Genomic DNA, 17,707 nt, shown 5'->3' with positions numbered 1-17,707 from the left:
TCTGAAGGAATAACCTGCTTCGTAAGCATTCGCTTATTGAGAAGAGCATACCCGATGGCGACCGAGCTTTACGTTGACTTGTTGTAGGTTTATTGTAAGCGGGCCCTGTGTACAGCGAATACAGGTGATTTGTACGGATTAAAGGGGGGAATTTTTCCTAATGGCACTATTCTCTCTTGCATACGCCATAGGGGTCTGGCCGACATACTTTTTGAACAGCGCGCTAAAATGCTTCGTATCCTCATAACCGACCAGTTGGCTGACCTCCTGAAGCCGGTCGACGCCCCCGCTCAGCAGCTCCTTCGCCTTGCGGATGCGGTAACCGGTGATGTATTCGGAGAAGGTCGTGCCGGTCTGACTCTTGAACATCCGGGACAAGTAGCCCAGACTGATGTGATGATCGCAGGCGAACTGCTGCAGCGAGATGTTGTTCTGATAATGTCGATGAATATGCTGCAGCAGCATGGGAACAAGCCCTTTGGGATTCTCGTCTTGAGGCTCATGTCCGCAATACAAATCAACCAGCTTCTCCTGCAGCCATTGCGTCAGCTCGGCATAGCTGGTGCAGCCGTTCAAGCTGCGCAAATCCTCCTGCCAATCCGTCCAGCTCACCAGCCCGCCGCTCGAGGCCGCAAGACGGTAATGCAGCGAGAACAGCATATCCTGCACGAACAGCTTCAGCTGATGCCTCGTCACACGCTTTTGAGTCAATTCCTCAATAATGCAATCCAGCACCTGATGTCCCTTGAGCAAATCGCCTTTTCTGTAATGAACGTCCATCGCGCGGACTTTATCCCACACCTTCAGCAGATCAGCCTCCTGCCGTTTCATGCCCGGAATAAGGTAGGCTGACATACCGAAAACCGCCTGCTCCTCTATGCACTGCTTCAGCTGCAAAAACAGGCTGCGAACCGGCTCCTTCTCCTTCTTAACGGCGAACGCCATCTGAAGATGTGCGTTAAGCCGCTTAAGCCGATCAAAGAGATGGGGCAAGGCGGACCGCAGCAGAGATTCCTCTGCGGGAAGCATAGGAAGGAGCAGCAACCTGTGCCTGGCATCCAGATCGACGCTGACCATGGCTCTCTCCGGATCGCCGCCATACTGCAGCTGTTGTTCCAGGGAATGGATTTCTTGATCTACCTGCCTCCAGATAGGCGGCGTATCTTTTGAACCTATCGAGAGCAGTACCATCCCGTACATAGAGCGGTTCACTTCTCGCTCAATCTCTGCCCTTTCAAGCCTTACTTCCTCCGACAGCAGCATTTGGGCAAGTGAGCCTGCGAACCATTCGCTCCTTCTTCTTCTTTCCTCCTCGATATGGACAAGCGCATGGTCGATGGCTTGAAACAAAGCCTCCTTCTTCACCGGCTTCAATAAATACTCCCCCACGCCGAACCTCATGCTCTGCCGGGCATATTCGAATTCATCGTGAACGCTCAGGATGATGCATTTGATCGAGGAATCCAGCTTGGCCAGCTCTTCAATCAGCTCCAGTCCATCGATTCCCGGCATGTTAATATCCGTCAGCACGAGGCTCGGACGCAGCCGGCCTACAGCCGTTAAAGCATCATCCCCATTATCGAAGGCGTGAATCCGGTGCCTGGCGCCATACTGGGCCTGCATCATCTGTTCCAGCTCCGCCAGAGCCCACCGCTCATCCTCCACTACAAAAATATTCATAGCGCAGCCTCCTCCGCCTTGCGGCTTTCTTTGACCTCCGTAACGAACGGTAAGACCAAGGAAACAGAGGTTCCTTCACCCGGCTTGCTGGCAACGGTTAACCCGTATTCTTTGCCGTAATACAGCTGAATCCGTTGGCGAATATTCAATAATCCGATGCCGTGGCCGGCATTCTCATAAAAATTCAGCGCATTGGACATCTGGAACGCTTTCTGCAGCTGGGCTAAGGTCTTGGCACTTATTCCTTCTCCGTTGTCGTGAACGGTGATCGTGAGCATCCCTTGAGCTTCCGCTGCACGAAGCGTAATGCAGCCTCCCGATTTGGTTCTGCGGAGGCCGTGATTAAAGGCGTTTTCGATCAAGGGTTGGACGGTCAGCTTCAGTATCCGGGCTTCGAGCAGCTCAGGCGGAATGTCACAGCAGAGCTGAACCCGGCTGCCGAACCGATGCTGTTGAATGTTGAAGTAATTGTGAATATGCTCGATTTCTTCCTGCAGCCTTACCGGATGCTGCATATTTTTCATACTGTATTGAAACAGTCCGGCCAGCGACTCGGAAATCTCGGCTACCTCTTCGATTCCTCTCAGCCGGCTGATCGATTTCATGATGTTCAGGGTATTGTATAAAAAGTGAGGGTTGATTTGTGCGTGCAGAGCCGATAGCTGCGCATGCTTCTCCGCCAGCTTCGACTCATAGACTTCGTGGATTAGCCTGGAAATACTTTCCAGCATGTGGTTGTACATTCGGCTCAGCTTGCCGATTTCGTTGCGGCCGGAATAATCCATTCTGTGGCTGAAATCACCCAGCTCAACTCGCGACATGTTGCGCATCAGGTTGTTAAGCGGCCGCAAGATTTGATGAGACATCAGGTAGGAAACCACAGCAATCAGTAGCATCGTCAGCACACCGACCAGAAGGACGATGTCTTGAATGCGTTTTTGCTTCTGAAGAAGCACATCCTTGGGGATGAGGATGACCGTATTCCACCCGGTATAGCCCGACTTGACAACGGTATACAAATACTCGGTATGCCTCCAGTTCAGCTCACCCTCCGTGTCATTTCGGCTGAGCACGCCAGGGTCGAACATGTCCTGGGCGCTCTCTGCGGCATCGATCCCATTCTCATAGATGATTCGGCCCTCGTCGTTAACCATCAGCACATTCATCGTATGCTGCATTTCATTCGCGTTGGTGTTCGCCAGCACCATATTAAATGCATTTACATTGATATCGATTTGGGCAAAGCCGATAATGGTCTGGGTGGGGATTTTCGTAATTTTACGGATAAACGAAATCCCTTTCTCGGCATGCTGCTCATCCGTGTTGATTTCGTAAGACGGCAGACTCACGAACGGCTTCTTGCTTAAGGACACGGTTAGTGCGCTCAACTGCTCCGGTGTCAGCTGGTTTCTCGGCCTCGGCTCCACCCGTTTGGAATATTGGTACAAATGGTTATCGAGCGAGTAGATGGAGATGCGCTGAACGTACGCTTTGGGATAAGAGAAATTGAACAAAATCGGATTCAGCTTGTAGCCCACAACCTCTTTCTCCACAGGATCGGTCGCTTTGTAAAAGTCGAACAGAATCCCCTGAATGGACGGGTCGATGGAGATGGCAAGCGACAGCTCCTCTATGTTCTGAATGTACAGATCGATCATTTCGGAAAACTGCTTGGAGATGATCTTCGACAAGGAAAACGTCTGGTCTTTAATATCGCTCGTATTCTTGTAATAAAAAATACCGCAGGTAATCCCTACAATGAACAAGGAGACGACGGAATAGGAAATAAACATCTTCGTCTTCAGCAGCCGATCATTCCAATAGCGCATAAGCGGCCTCCGCGAAAGGGATTAGGAGGTTTCACGGTATTTGCCCGGCGAGCAGCCTACCTCCCGATGGAACAATCGGCTGAAAAAGGCAGGGTCCTCATACCCGACGCGTCCGGCGATAGTAATCACCTTCTCATCGGTTTCCAGCAATAAATGCTTCGCCCTCTCGATGCGGATCCGGTGAATCATATCCACCACCGTCATGCCGAGCGACTCTTTAAAAATCCGGTTCAGCTGCCGCGAGCTGATATTGAATAGCTCACACAGGTCGGAAATACTAATTTTTTTATCGTAATAGCGTTCCAAATAGCCGCAAATTCTTCGGACAAGAAGCTGCTTTGTGCTGCTGCGCACATGCTCTCTGCCGCTTTGCCCTTCCGCATGACGGTATGCCCGGGACAGCAAAATAAGCAGCTCTACCATCTGAAGCCGAATAAGCGGCTCGAAGCCCGGCTGGCGGTTCTCAAATTCATGGATGATCGTCTCCAGCAAAAATTGGGTGCGCGTCGCATCCTGACCGTTCAAATTCAGGCAGCGGTGAAAACGCTCTCTTTTATCCAGAAAAGGATGCACGTAAAAATAGTCCATCGACTGCGATACGCCCAGCTCCTGCAGCCATTTGCCCTGAATCAGATCGGACAGGAACAAGCAGTTGATGATCTCGATTTCCTTGCCGGGTTTGATGCTGTAAGTATGAACCTCCCCGGGATTGATGATGAACACGTCCCCCGAGCGGATATCGTAAAAGCTCCCTTCAAACACATGCTGCGCCTCGCCCCGAACGACATAGACCAGCTCGACGAAGTCATGCCCGTGCAGCAGCGGAACATGCTCATGGTCATGAAAAAAACGCCGGATCCAGAACGGAAACGACTGCTCTTTAATAAATTGGCTGCTGTGTAACTGTCTCTCCACTTGGAAAACCTCCTAACAGTTTTACAAAGTAAAACAAGCTTGGAAAGCAGCTGTACCGTCTTTCTTAAGGCACAAGGTCGAGTTGTTCCCGAACGTTCTCAGGAGTTGCATCCTTTACTCTTATCATACGGTAATAATGGAGTTCCATCATGGTCATTTCAGACACTATTATAGCCTATTTGTACGCAAAAAAGCGGGAACCTTGTCGGCTGGGTAAATGTTCGGTAAAAATAAAAACCTTATTCGGTTAAACCCGTACATTTGTGCGTGAGGAGGAACCGATGTGGGATTCCGGCCGCTGTTGAAGTCGTGTTCCTCGAATTATAGGCTTGCAGCGGTTGGAACACGAGCTTCAAAGGCGGACGCTCCCGCTCCTCCACCCCACATCGATTCCTCTCTTGTTCTACTTTTAGGCATGACTGTTAAAAAAATATCTTCTTGCTTCTCCCCCTCGACAGCCTATTTTCCTACATTCTCATGATATAATTTGAATAAATCGTAAAAAATGGATACTTTTATAGGAGTTTCTAATGAGATATCTAAAATGGTGCATGATTTCTTTGGGCTTGTATACAGTACTAACCCTTCTCGCGTGGTTCATCGACGAGGTAGGATGGAAAAAGGGAGTAACGGAAGGAAGCTACCAAATCTGCGCGAACTTGATTTCCAACCTTCAATTCGTCTTTAAAATGGTGCTTGGAATCGATGATGTCATTAATTATAACTTTAGACTTTTACCGTTTATTATGGGGGCTGTTGTTTGGTTGCTTGCCGCCATTTTCTTGTGCAAAAAAAGAATCCGGTCAGAAGAAGTTATACGTTGACAAAACAAGCGTACCTTTGCTACTATATTTTCAAAATTCAAACAAAATACAAGGCTATGAAGAGAACAGTAATTAGGAATCGTTATTTACAGAGAGCTCCTGTTCGGTGGAAAGGAGTAATAAGGATCTTAATGAACAAAGGCTCGGAGCCTCGCACGGATCTAGGATAGGTTCTTTTCTTAGTGATGCTGCGACGGGATCTCCCGTTATAGAGATAGGGTATAACCAATTTGCTTCCAAATTGCCGTACCCGAAAAGGTTGATATGGCGACATATCAATAAACCGAGGTGGTACCACGAAGCTAATAACTCTCGTCCTCAAGATCCATGATCTTGAAGGCGGGAGTTTTTTGGTTTTTTTTTCAAATTGGAGTGAAAGCGGGGAAATGGAGATGCAAACCGATTTTTTGAAACTGGAGACGCATGAATTAAACACTATTCACCAAGAATTACTGGGGAAATACAATGAATACAAGAGCATGAATCTGAAATTGGATATGTCCCGGGGGAAGCCCTGCCCTGAGCAGCTTGAGCTATCTATGGAAATGCTGGATATTTTGAAATCAGACGAATCCTTAAAAGCAGCTGATGGTACGGACTACCGCAATTATGGAGGAGTCGATGGAATACCCGAAGCGAAAGAGTTATTTGCACAAATGCTCGGAGTGAGCCCCAAAGAGATCATTATCGGCGGTAATTCCAGCCTGAATATGATGTACGATACTCTGACCAGAGCCATGCTTCTTGGCGTCGGTGCGGGCGAATTACCTTGGGGAAAGCTCCCCAAAGTGAAATTTCTTTGCCCAAGTCCCGGTTATGACAGACATTTTGCCATTTGCGAGCAGTTGAACATCGAGATGATAACGATAGATATGAATCCGGATGGCCCGGATATGGATACCGTTGAAGCCCTTGTTAAAGAGGACGATTCCATTAAAGGGATATGGTGCGTCCCCAAGTACAGCAATCCCGAAGGAACTACTTATTCCGATAAGGTAGTGGATCGGCTTGCTGGCATGGAGACAAAGGCAAGGGATTTTCGAATCATTTGGGATGATGCCTATACGGTTCACCATCTATCGGATACACCGGATCAGCTCAAAAATATCCTGACAGCCTGCAAAACTGCCGGAAACCCCAACCGTGTTTATATATTCATCTCTACTTCCAAAATAACGTTTCCGGGCTCAGGCGTTGCGATGCTGGCATCCAGTGAAGAGAATATTAATTTTATTAGAAAACAGCTTGGGGTTCAAACAATTGGTCCGGATAAAATAAACCAGCTTCGCCATGTTCGATTTTTGCCAAGTCCGGAACATCTCAAGGCTCATATGCAAAAGCAGGCGGCTATTATCAAGCCGAAATTTGATTTGGTTTTGCAGCAACTTGAAGCTGAGCTGGGCGGCAAACAGATTGCCGAGTGGAGCAAACCCAATGGGGGTTATTTCATCAGTCTCAACACGCTGGATCATTGTGCGAAAGAAGTTGTAAGCATGGCAGCCGGGCTTGGAGTAACCTTGACTAATGCAGGAGCTACTTATCCTTATGGAAAAGACCCGCGAGACCGGAATATTCGAATCGCTCCTACTTTTCCCTCCATCCATGAACTCCAATTAGCGATCGAGGTCGTGTGCATTTGTGTTCAAATTACCAGCATCAAGAAGATTTTGGCCGATAGGAAGTAAAGCTAGTTAACGCATTGCCCGCGACCGGGGCAGTGCGTTTTTCTATTCTTTTGTCCTTTGCCGCAGCTGCCATCTCTAGTTCTTCGACCTGAAGTGCCGTACTGTCTGTCATATTCACATAGAAGCATTTCATACCTTTTACTATACTGGCATGCCGATATGGAGGTTGAGAAATGAACGAGAACCAGAGAAATCGCCCTAGCTACGGGCCGGGAGAGGCTCCTTCAGCTTTTCATTCGCAGACGGTAGGCGAACGCGGCCCCATATTGGAACAGGACAACGTTCTGCATGAGACGCTGGAGACTTTCATACATGCAAAGCTGCTGGAAAGACCCGTGCATGTCAAAGGCTATGGCGCATTCGGCTACTTTCAGACCGTAAATGCCATGACGGCCTACACGCAGCTTTGCTTCTTGCAGCATCCGGGGCAACAGGTCCCTGTCGCGGTAAGATTCTCCTTGGCCGTCAGCAACAAAGGCACGCCGGATACTTCCCGCAACGTGCGCGGATTCGCCACCAAATTTTATACGGATCATGGCGTGTTCGATCTTGTCTGTAACCATCTCCCCGTGTTCTTGGTCCGGGATCCCATCCGCTTTCCGGAGTCAATCAAGGCCTTCCTGCCGTCACCCGTCAACAATCTCCTTGATCCTGAACGCTTCTGGGGCTTCATCGCCCGAGCGCCGGAATCAACCCATTTTCTCGTCCGGCTTTATTCCGATGCGGGTACTGTCAAAAGCCTTCGCCACATTCCGGGTCACAGCGTCAATACTTATGTCTGGAAAAACGCACAAGGCGTCCGCACCTATGTGAAATACCATTGGCTGCCTCTTGCGGGCATTCAATATATTGACCGTCATGAAGCAGCCCGGCTCGCCAGTGAGAATCCGGATTATGCCGGCAAGGACTTATTCGATACGTTAGCAGCGGGAAAGCTCGTCGAGTACGGGCTTTATGTACAGCTGATGAACCCCCAAGATGAGTCCTCTCTCCCCTACGATCCGCTGGATGATACCAAGGTATGGGATGAGCGGCAGTATCCCCTGCACCCAGTCGGGAGATTGGTATTAAACCGCAATCCGGATCATTATATGGAGCAAGTAGAGAAGCTCGCCTTCTCCCCTTCGAACCTGCTGGAAGGTGCAGAACTGTCAGACGATAAGATGCTGCAGGGACGCGCCAACATTTACTGGGATTCGCAGCGCCGGCGGCTCGGTCCGGACTTCCGCAAAATTCCGATCAATCACCAGCACAATTGGACGCCTGCTTCCCTTGTGACCAGCGGCAGCGGAAGATTCGTGGAAGGACGCATCGAGCGGTCCGACCTGACCAAACAAGACGACTTCGCGCAGGCCGGTCAGTATTATCATGCTCTTGCACCAGTGCAGCAGGAGCACTTGGCAGATAACCTGGCCGCTGATCTTGCCGGCATATCTCCCGAAACGCAACGCATCGTGCTTGGCTATCTGCATCAGGCATCTGCTGAGCTCGGGGAACGGGTCGCCCGAAAGATTCAAACGCAAGCCAAGGGATAAGCCTTATTTGATGTTTGTAACAAATTCCTCTAATAGTAAAGAAGCATCCAGACCAGGCGTCTGCGATGCTTTTTGGCTTATTGCCTCATGCGGAAACGGTCTTTCTCCTTACGAAACGTCTCTCTGCCAAATAAAGGACGAACAGAGACAGCAAGGTGATGCCAATCGGTATGCCGAATGCCTCGTACGAAAATGGTGCCCCTTCCAACTGAAGCTGACTTGTGGAGCGATACTCAAGCCGCTTGGCGGCGAATTTCGCCGTCCGGATATCTTCCTGCTTCGCCAAATCTTCAAACGCAGGCTCCATCGCGAACCGTTCCGGTGAATCGCTATGCAGGTAAAGCTGCTCAGCCTTCCCGCCGTTCTCGTTCCAGCTTCGGATATCGCTCGCAGCCAGCTTCTTAACGTCCGGACCTACGAAAATCATTTTGTCGAGTTTCGGAGCATCCGCTAGTTGATATCGGGCGACCAGATTCAGTCCGTGCCGGGAAACGATCGGCTCTCGTTTGCTTGATACCGTTATGGTTGTCGTCGTGCCGGAGGCCCCATACGTATCAAAAGCCGAGGATAACATCAGCTCGTCGGCCCCGTCATATAGCAGAACCCCATTCTTTTTCTTGCTCCATTGAAACGCGTTGTTCAATACATAGACGATATCGCTTAATCCGGCCGTGAAAGGCTCCATTTGCGGACGCTGAACAAAATGATAGGAAGGGTAATTCATTTCCTTCGCCACTTTCGCAGCTGCCGGCTCTCCCTTTTGCCTCGATATGACGTACAACGCAGCATCTATCCCTGAAGTAAGTCCCGCCGAAGAGATTACATTACCGTCATGCACGTAACGCTGATCCCTTTTCCAAGAAATCTCGGTATATTTCTTTTCCAATCTCCCGATATCTCCCCAATGCGTTGCTGCGGACTTTCCGTTAAGAAGGCCGGCATCCGCCAAATTCTCCGCCCCATTGCAGATCGACAGCAAGGTCGTTTCTTTGCCGGAATGCTTCTTTATCCATTCACGGACAGGCCTGTATTTATCCTCATCCAAGATCGGCATGAATGGAATTACGATGATATCCGGACCTTTGCCTGTCAATTGATCCAATTCATCGAAAGTGACATGCGGCACGACATCTAGGCCGCCCGTCAAAGATTTGATGTTTTTGTCGGGAGCTGCCGCAAATACATTGTACTCCCCCGTCATGGAGAACATTTCGTAGGGTACAAGAAAATCGAACACCTCGGTCACTTCGTTTGCTAATACAACAGCCACGGTTTGCTTTTTCGAATCATAGACAGGAGCTTGGACGCTTTGTAAAGAAGCAGGAACCGGCTTATCATAGGCTGACATCGCCTCCTGCATCGTGCTTACAAAACCGATCGCTCCAGACCCTCCCACAACTAGAACCATTACGCACACATACACGATGAAACGCCATACTTTTTTCAATTTCCTTCTCACCCTTTTTTAGTTAATTATTAAATGTTATTAACTTTAACAATTTAAGTGTAGTGTGAGAAGACTAATTAATAAACTCGGCTAGGGACTATATTTTTCCACGACTATGGTCCAGGTAAAGGTTGGTTTTTTCTCCAAATTAGCAGCTAAAAGCTCCGTATATAATCATAACAAACCGGCCCTTTGCTGAATATGACTCGATAGGGCTATTCGCTTATAGGTCTGACCAGATGGCCACGCATTATCCCTGCTTACCAAACATAAATTTATATACGAAATGGATATAGGAGGGGAGAGTGTCGATTAGTGCCAGTATATCCACCTATCTTGAAACGTGGTGATACCATTGGAATTGTAACCTTGGGGAGTCCTCTTCATTCTGACACGATCAATAATAGTATTTCTTTTTTACGTAACATGGGATTTCAAATTGTTGTAGGCAACTATGTCTATTCAGATGATGGATTTCTTGCGGGGACGGATGAACAAAGAGCATCTGATCTAATGGATATGTTTAAGAATCCAAAAGTGAACATGATTCTTCCTACTAGAGGAGGGGTTGGAGTTCTGGGAATTCTCCCTTATTTGGACTACGAAGTCATTGCTGCGAATCCAAAAATACTTACCGGTTACAGTGACATTTCCGTATTAATGAATGCCTTATATCAATTTTCCGACCTGGTTACGTTCTCCAGCCTGCTGCTTTTTGATTTTAGGGCCACGACTCCGGCCTATAATTTCGATCAATTTTTTGAGGCCACTTCTAAAGTCGTCGCCCCTAGGGTTATTCGAAACCCTCCCAATAGGGCACTTTCCAGTAAAGTTGCTGGTAATGTGACGGGGCCAATTGTCGGCGGTAATCTTTCTTCCATAGTGGATACGCTTGGTACTACGTATGAAATCGATACGAAAGGAAAAATTATATTCCTTGAAGAAACACATGAGCCGATAAATAAAGTGTATCGAATGATCAATCATTTGAAAATTGCAGGGAAGTTTAATGACTGTGCCGGAATTGTCATGGGGGAATGTACAGAATGCCAAACGGCCTATGGCACATCTTACAATGATCTGATTGACGAGGTCTTAGTTCCAATAGGTAAGGCGCTTATGACCAACCTGGCGTCCGCTCACGGAATCTATAAGGCTGCCATACCTATTGGAGCTGTGGCTAACTTAAACACCTATAATAATACTTTGACCGTTCTTGAACCAACGGTTAGTTTATAGGATACAACAACTATTTGATTAGACGGCGTGCTCCCCAATAATGGGAATCATAATAGGGTGTACCGAATAAGGTGCTGATTTTTACTTCTCTTGTTCCCATGGTTCCAGCTTGTAATATCTTGTTATTGCCAATATAGAGGGCCACATGGGACACCCCTGCTTGGTAGGTACCACTTAGGAACACCAAGTCGCCTTTGCGTAACTGATCGGCTGGAACATACTCTCCTAGCTCGCTCTGCATGGAGGATGAATGAGGAAGCTCCATTCCAATCTCTCTAAACATATACTGAGTAAAGCCGGAACAATCAAATGCTTGGTACGGCTGATCTCCTCCAAATACATAGGGAACTCCTAGCTGGGTCATTCCTTTGGCAATCATTGCATCCGCTTGTGCTTCCCAGTTTTGCTTATGTCCATTGGGCAAGTTTAGGACCAGACCCTCATAAATATTATTCGGATCAATGTTGGGGTTTATTTCCACTAAACTGGATAAACTTACGCCTTGTTGATTGGCAATTGTCCAGAACGTATCACCGTCTTTAGCCGAGTACTGATCATATGTAGCTGCAGATGCAACGCTAGAAAACATAATACTTATGGCTAACGCGGAACTCAAGATGACAGATTTCTTCATTGTAACCTCCTAAGTCGTATTAGTCTTAATGTAATACCTCCCTAGTTTTAACCTTAACATCAATCTTTTCGGGTGGGTACACTCAAAATATGGTAACTACTTGGATGCCGCCTGTTCGTGAGCTGATGCCGCCCTAAGTAAAGGAGCTGTCTCTAAAGGTCTGAATAGACCTGGGAGAAGGCTCCATTTATTTTTTGTAAAAAAGAGGCATATCCCTCATTTTGTCGAAACATGGAAGAGAGAAATCACTTTGTATTTTCACATTCACTTGTTTGAGGGAGAGATTTGTTTGAAAAAGAGTATAAGCGCCACATTGATCGCCGCATCTTTGCTAATGTCCACTACGGCTGCTTTCGCCCAGGACTCGCCCATCACGGTTTACGTAGATGATCGACCGATCAGCTTTCAAGAATCGCCAACCATCGTAGAGGGGACGACCCTGGTGCCGTTTCGCCCGATTTTTGAGCAATTAGGCATCGGAGTCTCATGGGATGGTAGTACCCAAACCGTCTCCGGGCAGAAAGATAGGTGGAGCATTCAACTGACGATCGGTCAAACGCAGGCAGTTGTCAATGGCCAAGCCAAAACGCTGCCCGTACCGGCGCAAATTATTAATGGATATACCTTCGTTCCGCTTCGATTTATAGGCGAGGCGACAGGCCGAGGCGTAGCCTGGGATAACGAGACGAAGATTATTCAAATCAACCCAACGCTTATATCCCAGACCAACGATATCCTGTACTCCAAAGACCTTCGCTATGAAGGAGATTTGAAAGGAGACGTAAAGGATGGCAAGGGCAAATATTACTACAAAAACGAGATTTGGTACGAAGGAGATTTTAAAGCGAACCGAATGGAAGGATACGGCAAGCAGTACGATCCGGATAACCGTAAATCTTACTATGAAGGACAATTCATAAATAATCTGTCTCAAGGACAAGGAAAAATGATTTATGACGATGGCTCCTACTACGAGGGTCCATTTAAGGAAGGGGCCAGGGACGGCGATGGCAAGCTGAATTATGCTAGCGGCAAACTTAAGTACGAAGGCAAATATGTAAACAATGTCCGTGAAGGTCTGGGCAAATACTATCTCGAAGATGGCAGCCTGTTCTATGAAGGCGAGTTTAAGGATGGCACCATGGATGGTCTAGGTAAGTCCTACATGGCGGGGCATCTTAGCTACGAAGGGGAATTCGTCAAAGGAAAGCAGCAAGGCAAAGGCAAGCTTTACAGTCCAAAACAGCCATATTCGTTATGGTATGAGGGCGATTTTAAGGACGATCATCCCGATGGCGCCGGTAAAATGTACGGTGATAACAACCGTTTGAAATACGAGGGGATTTTCAAAAGCTACAAACTTACTGGCGAAGGCAAAATTTATTACGACAATGGCCAGGTCTACGAAGGTGAAGTTTACAATAACAAAGCAGAAGGCATGGGAACCTTATATGATGCATCGGGAAAGGCCGTCTCCAGCGGGTATTTCAAAAATGACATCTATAATGGTGAAGCCCCTGCTGACAAAGATGAGTCTTTTATCATCGCAGAACTGAAAAAGAGCTTGAAACAAAAGGTGATTGACGGAATGACCCCCAATTCCTATCATTTAAACCCAACTGAGGCGATTATGCTTCTGGACCTGCCTACGCAAAAAGCATTGGAACAATTTCAACAGCTTCCGGATAACGCCAAAAAGCAGTTCATGAATGGCTATGCTCAGGAACACTGGGGAGATGTTCTCGGAGTTAGGCATTGTTATACGAAAGTTACATATCAAGGCACTGTGTATGCTGAAGCTGATCTGAGCTATCAAATCGCCGATGATGCGGTGAAGCTCACCACATATCCGAAAGGAAAATAAGTTCAGGAACTGTAGATTTGCACTTCAATATCAAAGTCTTTCGAATAATAATGGCTGATGCATTTGTGTTTGAAAATAAACTTTTACAAATGGAGTACGTTGTTAATGGAGCTTCCTGATATATCCCGTAGCTCCATTTTTTTAAAAAATATTATTTGCTTTGTGCAAACAAATAAATTAAACTTAGAGCAACCAAGATAAATTAATTTTACTAGGGTGGTGTTTAATTTGACCAAGAGCCGCAATGAGCTGCGCAAGCTGGCTCTAGGAACTCTGAAGCTAGTGAAAGAGTTCCAGCATGCACAGGATCAAAGGTCCGATCTGGATCGAGTGACGTTCGAAATCCTGATGCTCGTTAAAATCCGCGAGCAAATTCGCTTGACGGATATAGCTAAAGAATTGCAAATGAATCCCTCCTCAATTACCAGACGAATTCAGAGTTTGAAACAATTAAACCAGATTTCCGTGATTTCCGACCCGAATGATCTCCGATCAAGTCTCATCTGCCTAACCGAAATTGGCGAAGAGATGCTCAAGGAATTCTTCGAAAGAAGTGTCGATGGGCTGGCCCATATTCTTATGGAATGGAACGATGATGAGATTCGGGTACTTGCCGATAGTCTGACACGTTACGCCGATGCAATGGAAACATGGCGGACATCAACTGCCAACACCCAGGAAGGGGTTAATGATCATGGAGAATAAGGAAAAGCTTCAGCAAAAACAGTATGCGAACCCAGGTAATTTCAATGCACGAATCTATATGAACCGTATGTTCAGCACGAACAAATACCCGTGGCCCTGTTGGATATTTGATCAGCTCAAGCTAAAGGAGCCCGCCAAGGTTCTCGAGCTCGGGGGAGGCAACGGGTTACTGTGGATGGCGAACGCCCAGCGGATTCCGACACACTGGGATATTACCGTTACGGATATTTCTTCCGGAATGCTGGAGGATGCCAGGGCAAAACTGGATGATTTCAGAGGCAGACTTCACTTCGTGGTCATGGATGCCGAGCAGCTCCATTATCCTGACGGTGTCTTCGACATCGTCATCGCCAATCATATGCTATACCATGTGGATAGAAAAAAAACCCTATCGGAGATTAAGCGGGTTTTAAAAACGGACGGCACCTTCTACGCTAGTACGGTGGGCAACCGGAACATGCTGGAAATGAGAGAGATCGTCAATGCGTTCGATCCCAACTCCAAGTACAATGAAGTGCTCGGCTCCATTGAGAGCCGCTTTTCTCTTGAGAATGGAAGAGATCAGCTATTGGAGCATTTCAGCGATGTAGAGCTTCATTTGTATGAAGATTCATTGGTGGTAACGGAGTCCGATGCCATTGTGAACTATGTATTGTCTATGAATGGATTTTCCCCAGATCAGGTTGTTCTGGACCCCGGGATGGCCAATCGATTTAAACAATTTATTGATCAAAAGATGGCTCAATCCTACGGCAAAATCCGCATTCAGAAATCCTCGGGTATTTTTATCAGCAGCAATCGTTAGGGTTATAAACCATGCCCTCATTTGCTTACAACACATAACACCTCTGCATTAGCTTGGCTACAGCCAGATCATGAGGGCGGCGTAAACCAATAATAGAGCCATCATAACACTTGCTATCCTATTATGCTTCTGAAAAAACGATTTGAAGACCCTACCGAAAAGCACCCATGTTGTAAAAGCTAAGAAGCCAATCAAGGTTAACGCCACAATACTTACCGTCACAGCGGAAGCCGTACTGTAATGGGGCATAACAAAGGCTGGAATGACCGTCCATGAAAATAGTACTACCTTTGGATTTAGAAACTGCATCATAAAGCCGGATAAAAAGGTAGCCGTCTGGTTTCCTGTTGGATTGGACGAATGCGATTTACACATGAGATAAGCTAGGTATAGCATGTATATGCTCCCAACAACCTGCATGGCAATTAGTATTTTCGGTATGACCGTTATTAGCAAGTTATTCAGAACAGCGGAAATCACAAGCAATAAGCCAAAACCGGCCGCTGCACCGTACGAATACTTCATGGCCTGCTTTGCCCCAAAATGGTTAACGGTGGACAAGATGACGAGATTAGTAGGTCCCGGTGTAAAAGTGGCAATCACGCAGTAAATCAAAAAAGATGTCATGTCCATGAGAACGCTCCTTTCAAGCTCTTCTCATATCCATTTATACGGTGAAAGGTATTTGTATCCGTCGCAAAAAAGCACCAGGCCCGGCATCAAAGCCAAGCTGGCGCTCCATACATGATTCATCTCTTACCTATCACTAATGAAAGCTTCATTTATAACGGCGGATAAACTCCACCGCTTTGCGAATATCGGCCTCTGGCTGCGCGCCGACTTCCCGCTCGATCGTTAAATAGCCTTGGTAGCCGATCTCCTGCAGGGCAGCAAAATAAGCGTCGAACGGTACCTTGCCCTCCCCTAACGGTACTTCTTTAAAAATTTCGCCGGAGGATACCATCTGCGCAATTTTGCCGTGATCCATAGGCTCGAAGCCAAGTGCGCCGTACACTTCTCTCGGATCGACTTCACGGAAACGGATGCCGTCTTTGACATGCGTATGAACAATGTAGTCCTTCAACAAATGAACCCCCTGGACAGGGTCGTCGCCGGTGACCATGACCATGTTCGCCGGGTCGAAGTTGACGGAAACACCGTTCGTGCTGAGCGAGTCGAGGAAATGCTTCAAATGGGCCGCACGCTCCGGTCCTGTCTCAATAGCAAAGTAAGCGTTCAAGCTCTTGGCATACTGCCCGAGCTCCTCGCAGGCGGACTGCATGCTGTGGTAGACTTCGCTTTGCTCGTCCTCCGGTACAATCCCGATATGCGTGGTCACGATGTTCGTACCAAGCTCAAGCGCCAAATCCAGAATCCGCTTCGACTTCTCCACCTTGGCCGCATTAGCCGTACGATCCTGGAACCCATGTCCGCCGAGGTCGCCGCATAGAGCAGAGATTTCAAGACCGAGAGAAGCGATATAAGCTTTCAGCTCTCTTCGCGCATCCGCCGACAAAGCAGCCGGGTCCATCTCCCCGCTCACCGCATAAATTTGCACGCCTTCGGCGCCAACCTCCTTCGCCTTTTTCAAGCCTTCACGCACACCGATACCAAAGCTGTCGACAATAACGCCGATACGATTGGACAATGCCATGCTCCGTTCCTCCCTGCTTATCCTTGATTTTATTTTCCTTCGATTCCATTTTACCCCTTTACGGCCCCTGCCGTCATTCCTTTCATGATCTGCTCCTGAAATAGCAGGAACACGATGATCGTCGGCAGCACGGCAATGGATAATGCGGCCATCGTCAGCTTGTAATCCGTGGAATAGCCGGTAGCGAACACCGAGAGACTGAGCGGCAGCGTTTTCAGAGCGGGCTTGCTGATAAACACAAGTGCAAACGCAAAATCGTTCCAGAATCGTAAGAAAGCGAGAATAGCGACGGTAGACAACGCAGGAATACTAAGAGGCAGCATGATACGGAAAAAGATGCCCCAGTACCCGGTTCCGTCCATTAGCGCAGCTTCCTCAATTTCTTTGGGAACAGAGGTTAAATAAGCGGCGGTTACGAATATAGCAAGCGGCAGCTCAAACGCGGTGTAGGGCAAAATCAACGCCCCGTAGCTGTCCAGCAGCCCGATTTTTTTCATAATAATGAATAGCGGCACCAGCGTGCTGTGAATGGGAATCAGCATGCCAAGCAGGAAAAGTCCTATCATCAGAGGCTTCAGCTTGAACTCGAATCTTGCCAATACATAAGCTGCAAGCGCTCCAAGCACCAGAGTAAGCACCAAGGAAGCAATAGTAACAATGGTAGAGTTAATGAGCGAAACGCCCATACCGGATACTTCCCAAGCGCGGCTGAAATTATCCCAATGCCACTGCGACGGTAATGAAAAAGGAGCCGAGAAAAACTCCTCATTGTTTTTGAACGCACTCATGAATAACCAAAATAACGGGTACAGCGTAACTAAAGCGTAAAGCGTGAGCATGATGTTGATGGAGCCCCTCTTTACCTTTTGCCCGGTTTGCCCTTGAGGGAAG

The 17,707-nt window shown here is 47.7% G+C and carries 15 protein-coding genes and 1 other annotated feature; of the genes, 7 read left to right on the top strand and 8 right to left on the bottom strand.

The window, feature by feature from the left end; translation table 11 throughout:
* Positions 1-138: 138 nt before the first annotated feature.
* Genes ABEA66_RS02055 through ABEA66_RS02045 form a run of 3 tightly spaced genes read right to left on the bottom strand, consistent with a single transcriptional unit; the run spans position 139 to position 4,424 of the window.
* Positions 139-1,680: a response regulator transcription factor gene (locus ABEA66_RS02055; RefSeq protein WP_345585601.1), complete on the bottom strand. Its 1,542-nt coding sequence runs from the start codon at positions 1,678-1,680 to the stop codon at positions 139-141.
* A complete protein-coding gene (locus tag ABEA66_RS02050; protein ID WP_345585599.1) occupies positions 1,677-3,509 on the bottom strand; it encodes a cache domain-containing sensor histidine kinase in 1,833 nt (610 codons plus the stop codon). Before ABEA66_RS02050 ends, ABEA66_RS02055 begins: the two co-directional genes overlap by 4 nt.
* A 21-nt stretch (positions 3,510-3,530) precedes the next feature.
* Positions 3,531-4,424 (bottom strand): helix-turn-helix domain-containing protein, encoded by an 894-nt coding sequence (locus ABEA66_RS02045; protein WP_345585597.1) that lies wholly within the window; start codon positions 4,422-4,424, stop codon positions 3,531-3,533.
* Between the two features lie 530 nt (positions 4,425-4,954).
* Here ABEA66_RS02045 and ABEA66_RS02040 point away from each other — a divergent pair.
* From ABEA66_RS02040 to ABEA66_RS02030, 3 genes are all read left to right on the top strand, one after another.
* A complete protein-coding gene (locus ABEA66_RS02040; protein WP_345585595.1) occupies positions 4,955-5,248 on the top strand; it encodes a hypothetical protein in 294 nt (97 codons plus the stop codon).
* A 47-nt stretch (positions 5,249-5,295) separates the two neighbouring features.
* Positions 5,296-5,571 (top strand) — a binding site (T-box leader).
* A gap of 63 nt (positions 5,572-5,634) precedes the next feature.
* A complete protein-coding gene (locus ABEA66_RS02035) occupies positions 5,635-6,933 on the top strand; it encodes an aspartate aminotransferase type Ic (RefSeq protein ID WP_345585593.1) in 1,299 nt (432 codons plus the stop codon).
* 173 nt (positions 6,934-7,106) lie between these two features.
* Positions 7,107-8,468: a catalase gene (locus ABEA66_RS02030; RefSeq protein ID WP_345585591.1), complete on the top strand. Its 1,362-nt coding sequence runs from the start codon at positions 7,107-7,109 to the stop codon at positions 8,466-8,468.
* A gap of 85 nt (positions 8,469-8,553) precedes the next feature.
* Here ABEA66_RS02030 and ABEA66_RS02025 read toward each other — a convergent pair whose 3' ends face one another.
* Positions 8,554-9,915: a DJ-1/PfpI family protein gene (locus ABEA66_RS02025; protein WP_345585589.1), complete on the bottom strand. Its 1,362-nt coding sequence runs from the start codon at positions 9,913-9,915 to the stop codon at positions 8,554-8,556.
* A 315-nt stretch (positions 9,916-10,230) separates the two neighbouring features.
* Between ABEA66_RS02025 and ABEA66_RS02020 the strand changes: the two genes are divergently transcribed.
* A complete protein-coding gene (locus ABEA66_RS02020; RefSeq protein ID WP_345585587.1) occupies positions 10,231-11,154 on the top strand; it encodes a S66 peptidase family protein in 924 nt (307 codons plus the stop codon).
* Between the two features lie 10 nt (positions 11,155-11,164).
* Here the strand turns inward: ABEA66_RS02020 and ABEA66_RS02015 are convergent, their stop codons facing one another.
* Positions 11,165-11,788, bottom strand: a complete 624-nt coding sequence (locus ABEA66_RS02015; protein WP_345585585.1) for a C40 family peptidase — start codon at positions 11,786-11,788, stop codon at positions 11,165-11,167.
* A gap of 289 nt (positions 11,789-12,077) precedes the next feature.
* Here ABEA66_RS02015 and ABEA66_RS02010 point away from each other — a divergent pair, with 289 nt between their 5' ends.
* The 3 genes from ABEA66_RS02010 (at position 12,078) to ABEA66_RS02000 (ending at position 15,162) form a co-directional block, all read left to right on the top strand.
* Positions 12,078-13,652, top strand: a complete 1,575-nt coding sequence (locus ABEA66_RS02010) for a stalk domain-containing protein (protein ID WP_345585583.1) — start codon at positions 12,078-12,080, stop codon at positions 13,650-13,652.
* A 228-nt stretch (positions 13,653-13,880) separates the two neighbouring features.
* Positions 13,881-14,357 (top strand): MarR family winged helix-turn-helix transcriptional regulator, encoded by a 477-nt coding sequence (locus tag ABEA66_RS02005; protein ID WP_345585581.1) that lies wholly within the window; start codon positions 13,881-13,883, stop codon positions 14,355-14,357.
* A complete protein-coding gene (locus ABEA66_RS02000; protein WP_345585579.1) occupies positions 14,347-15,162 on the top strand; it encodes a class I SAM-dependent methyltransferase in 816 nt (271 codons plus the stop codon). The genes ABEA66_RS02005 and ABEA66_RS02000 overlap by 11 nt, the downstream gene beginning before the upstream one ends.
* 57 nt (positions 15,163-15,219) lie before the next feature.
* On the opposite strand, the gene ABEA66_RS01995 is transcribed toward ABEA66_RS02000, so the two are convergent.
* From ABEA66_RS01995 to ABEA66_RS01985, 3 genes are all read right to left on the bottom strand, one after another.
* Positions 15,220-15,795, bottom strand: coding sequence for a LysE family translocator (locus tag ABEA66_RS01995; protein ID WP_345585577.1), 576 nt, complete (start codon positions 15,793-15,795; stop codon positions 15,220-15,222).
* 145 nt (positions 15,796-15,940) lie between these two features.
* Entirely contained in the window at positions 15,941-16,816 is an 876-nt protein-coding gene (locus ABEA66_RS01990; RefSeq protein WP_079912464.1) for a sugar phosphate isomerase/epimerase family protein, read from the bottom strand.
* Between the two features lie 50 nt (positions 16,817-16,866).
* Positions 16,867-17,655 (bottom strand): carbohydrate ABC transporter permease, encoded by a 789-nt coding sequence (locus tag ABEA66_RS01985; protein WP_345586305.1) that lies wholly within the window; start codon positions 17,653-17,655, stop codon positions 16,867-16,869.
* Between the last annotated feature and the right edge of the window lie 52 nt (positions 17,656-17,707).

Origin of the sequence: Paenibacillus vulneris, from assembly GCF_039543185.1 — a bacterium.
Lineage (GTDB): Bacteria > Bacillota > Bacilli > Paenibacillales > NBRC-103111 > Paenibacillus_S > Paenibacillus_S vulneris.
Note: the sequence above shows the minus strand (reverse complement) of the source record. Positions and strands in the feature narration are given on the sequence as shown.

Coding starts and splice junctions, on each gene's coding strand:
- ABEA66_RS02055 (WP_345585601.1), bottom strand. CDS start 1,680: ATGAATATTTTTGTAGTGGAGGATGAGCGGTGGGCTCTGGCGGAGCTG.
- ABEA66_RS02050 (WP_345585599.1), bottom strand. CDS start 3,509: ATGCGCTATTGGAATGATCGGCTGCTGAAGACGAAGATGTTTATTTCC.
- ABEA66_RS02040 (WP_345585595.1), top strand. CDS start 4,955: ATGAGATATCTAAAATGGTGCATGATTTCTTTGGGCTTGTATACAGTA.
- ABEA66_RS02035 (WP_345585593.1), top strand. CDS start 5,635: ATGGAGATGCAAACCGATTTTTTGAAACTGGAGACGCATGAATTAAAC.
- ABEA66_RS02030 (WP_345585591.1), top strand. CDS start 7,107: ATGAACGAGAACCAGAGAAATCGCCCTAGCTACGGGCCGGGAGAGGCT.
- ABEA66_RS02015 (WP_345585585.1), bottom strand. CDS start 11,788: ATGAAGAAATCTGTCATCTTGAGTTCCGCGTTAGCCATAAGTATTATG.
- ABEA66_RS02000 (WP_345585579.1), top strand. CDS start 14,347: ATGGAGAATAAGGAAAAGCTTCAGCAAAAACAGTATGCGAACCCAGGT.
- ABEA66_RS01995 (WP_345585577.1), bottom strand. CDS start 15,795: ATGGACATGACATCTTTTTTGATTTACTGCGTGATTGCCACTTTTACA.
- ABEA66_RS01990 (WP_079912464.1), bottom strand. CDS start 16,816: ATGGCATTGTCCAATCGTATCGGCGTTATTGTCGACAGCTTTGGTATC.
- ABEA66_RS01985 (WP_345586305.1), bottom strand. CDS start 17,655: ATGCTCACGCTTTACGCTTTAGTTACGCTGTACCCGTTATTTTGGTTA.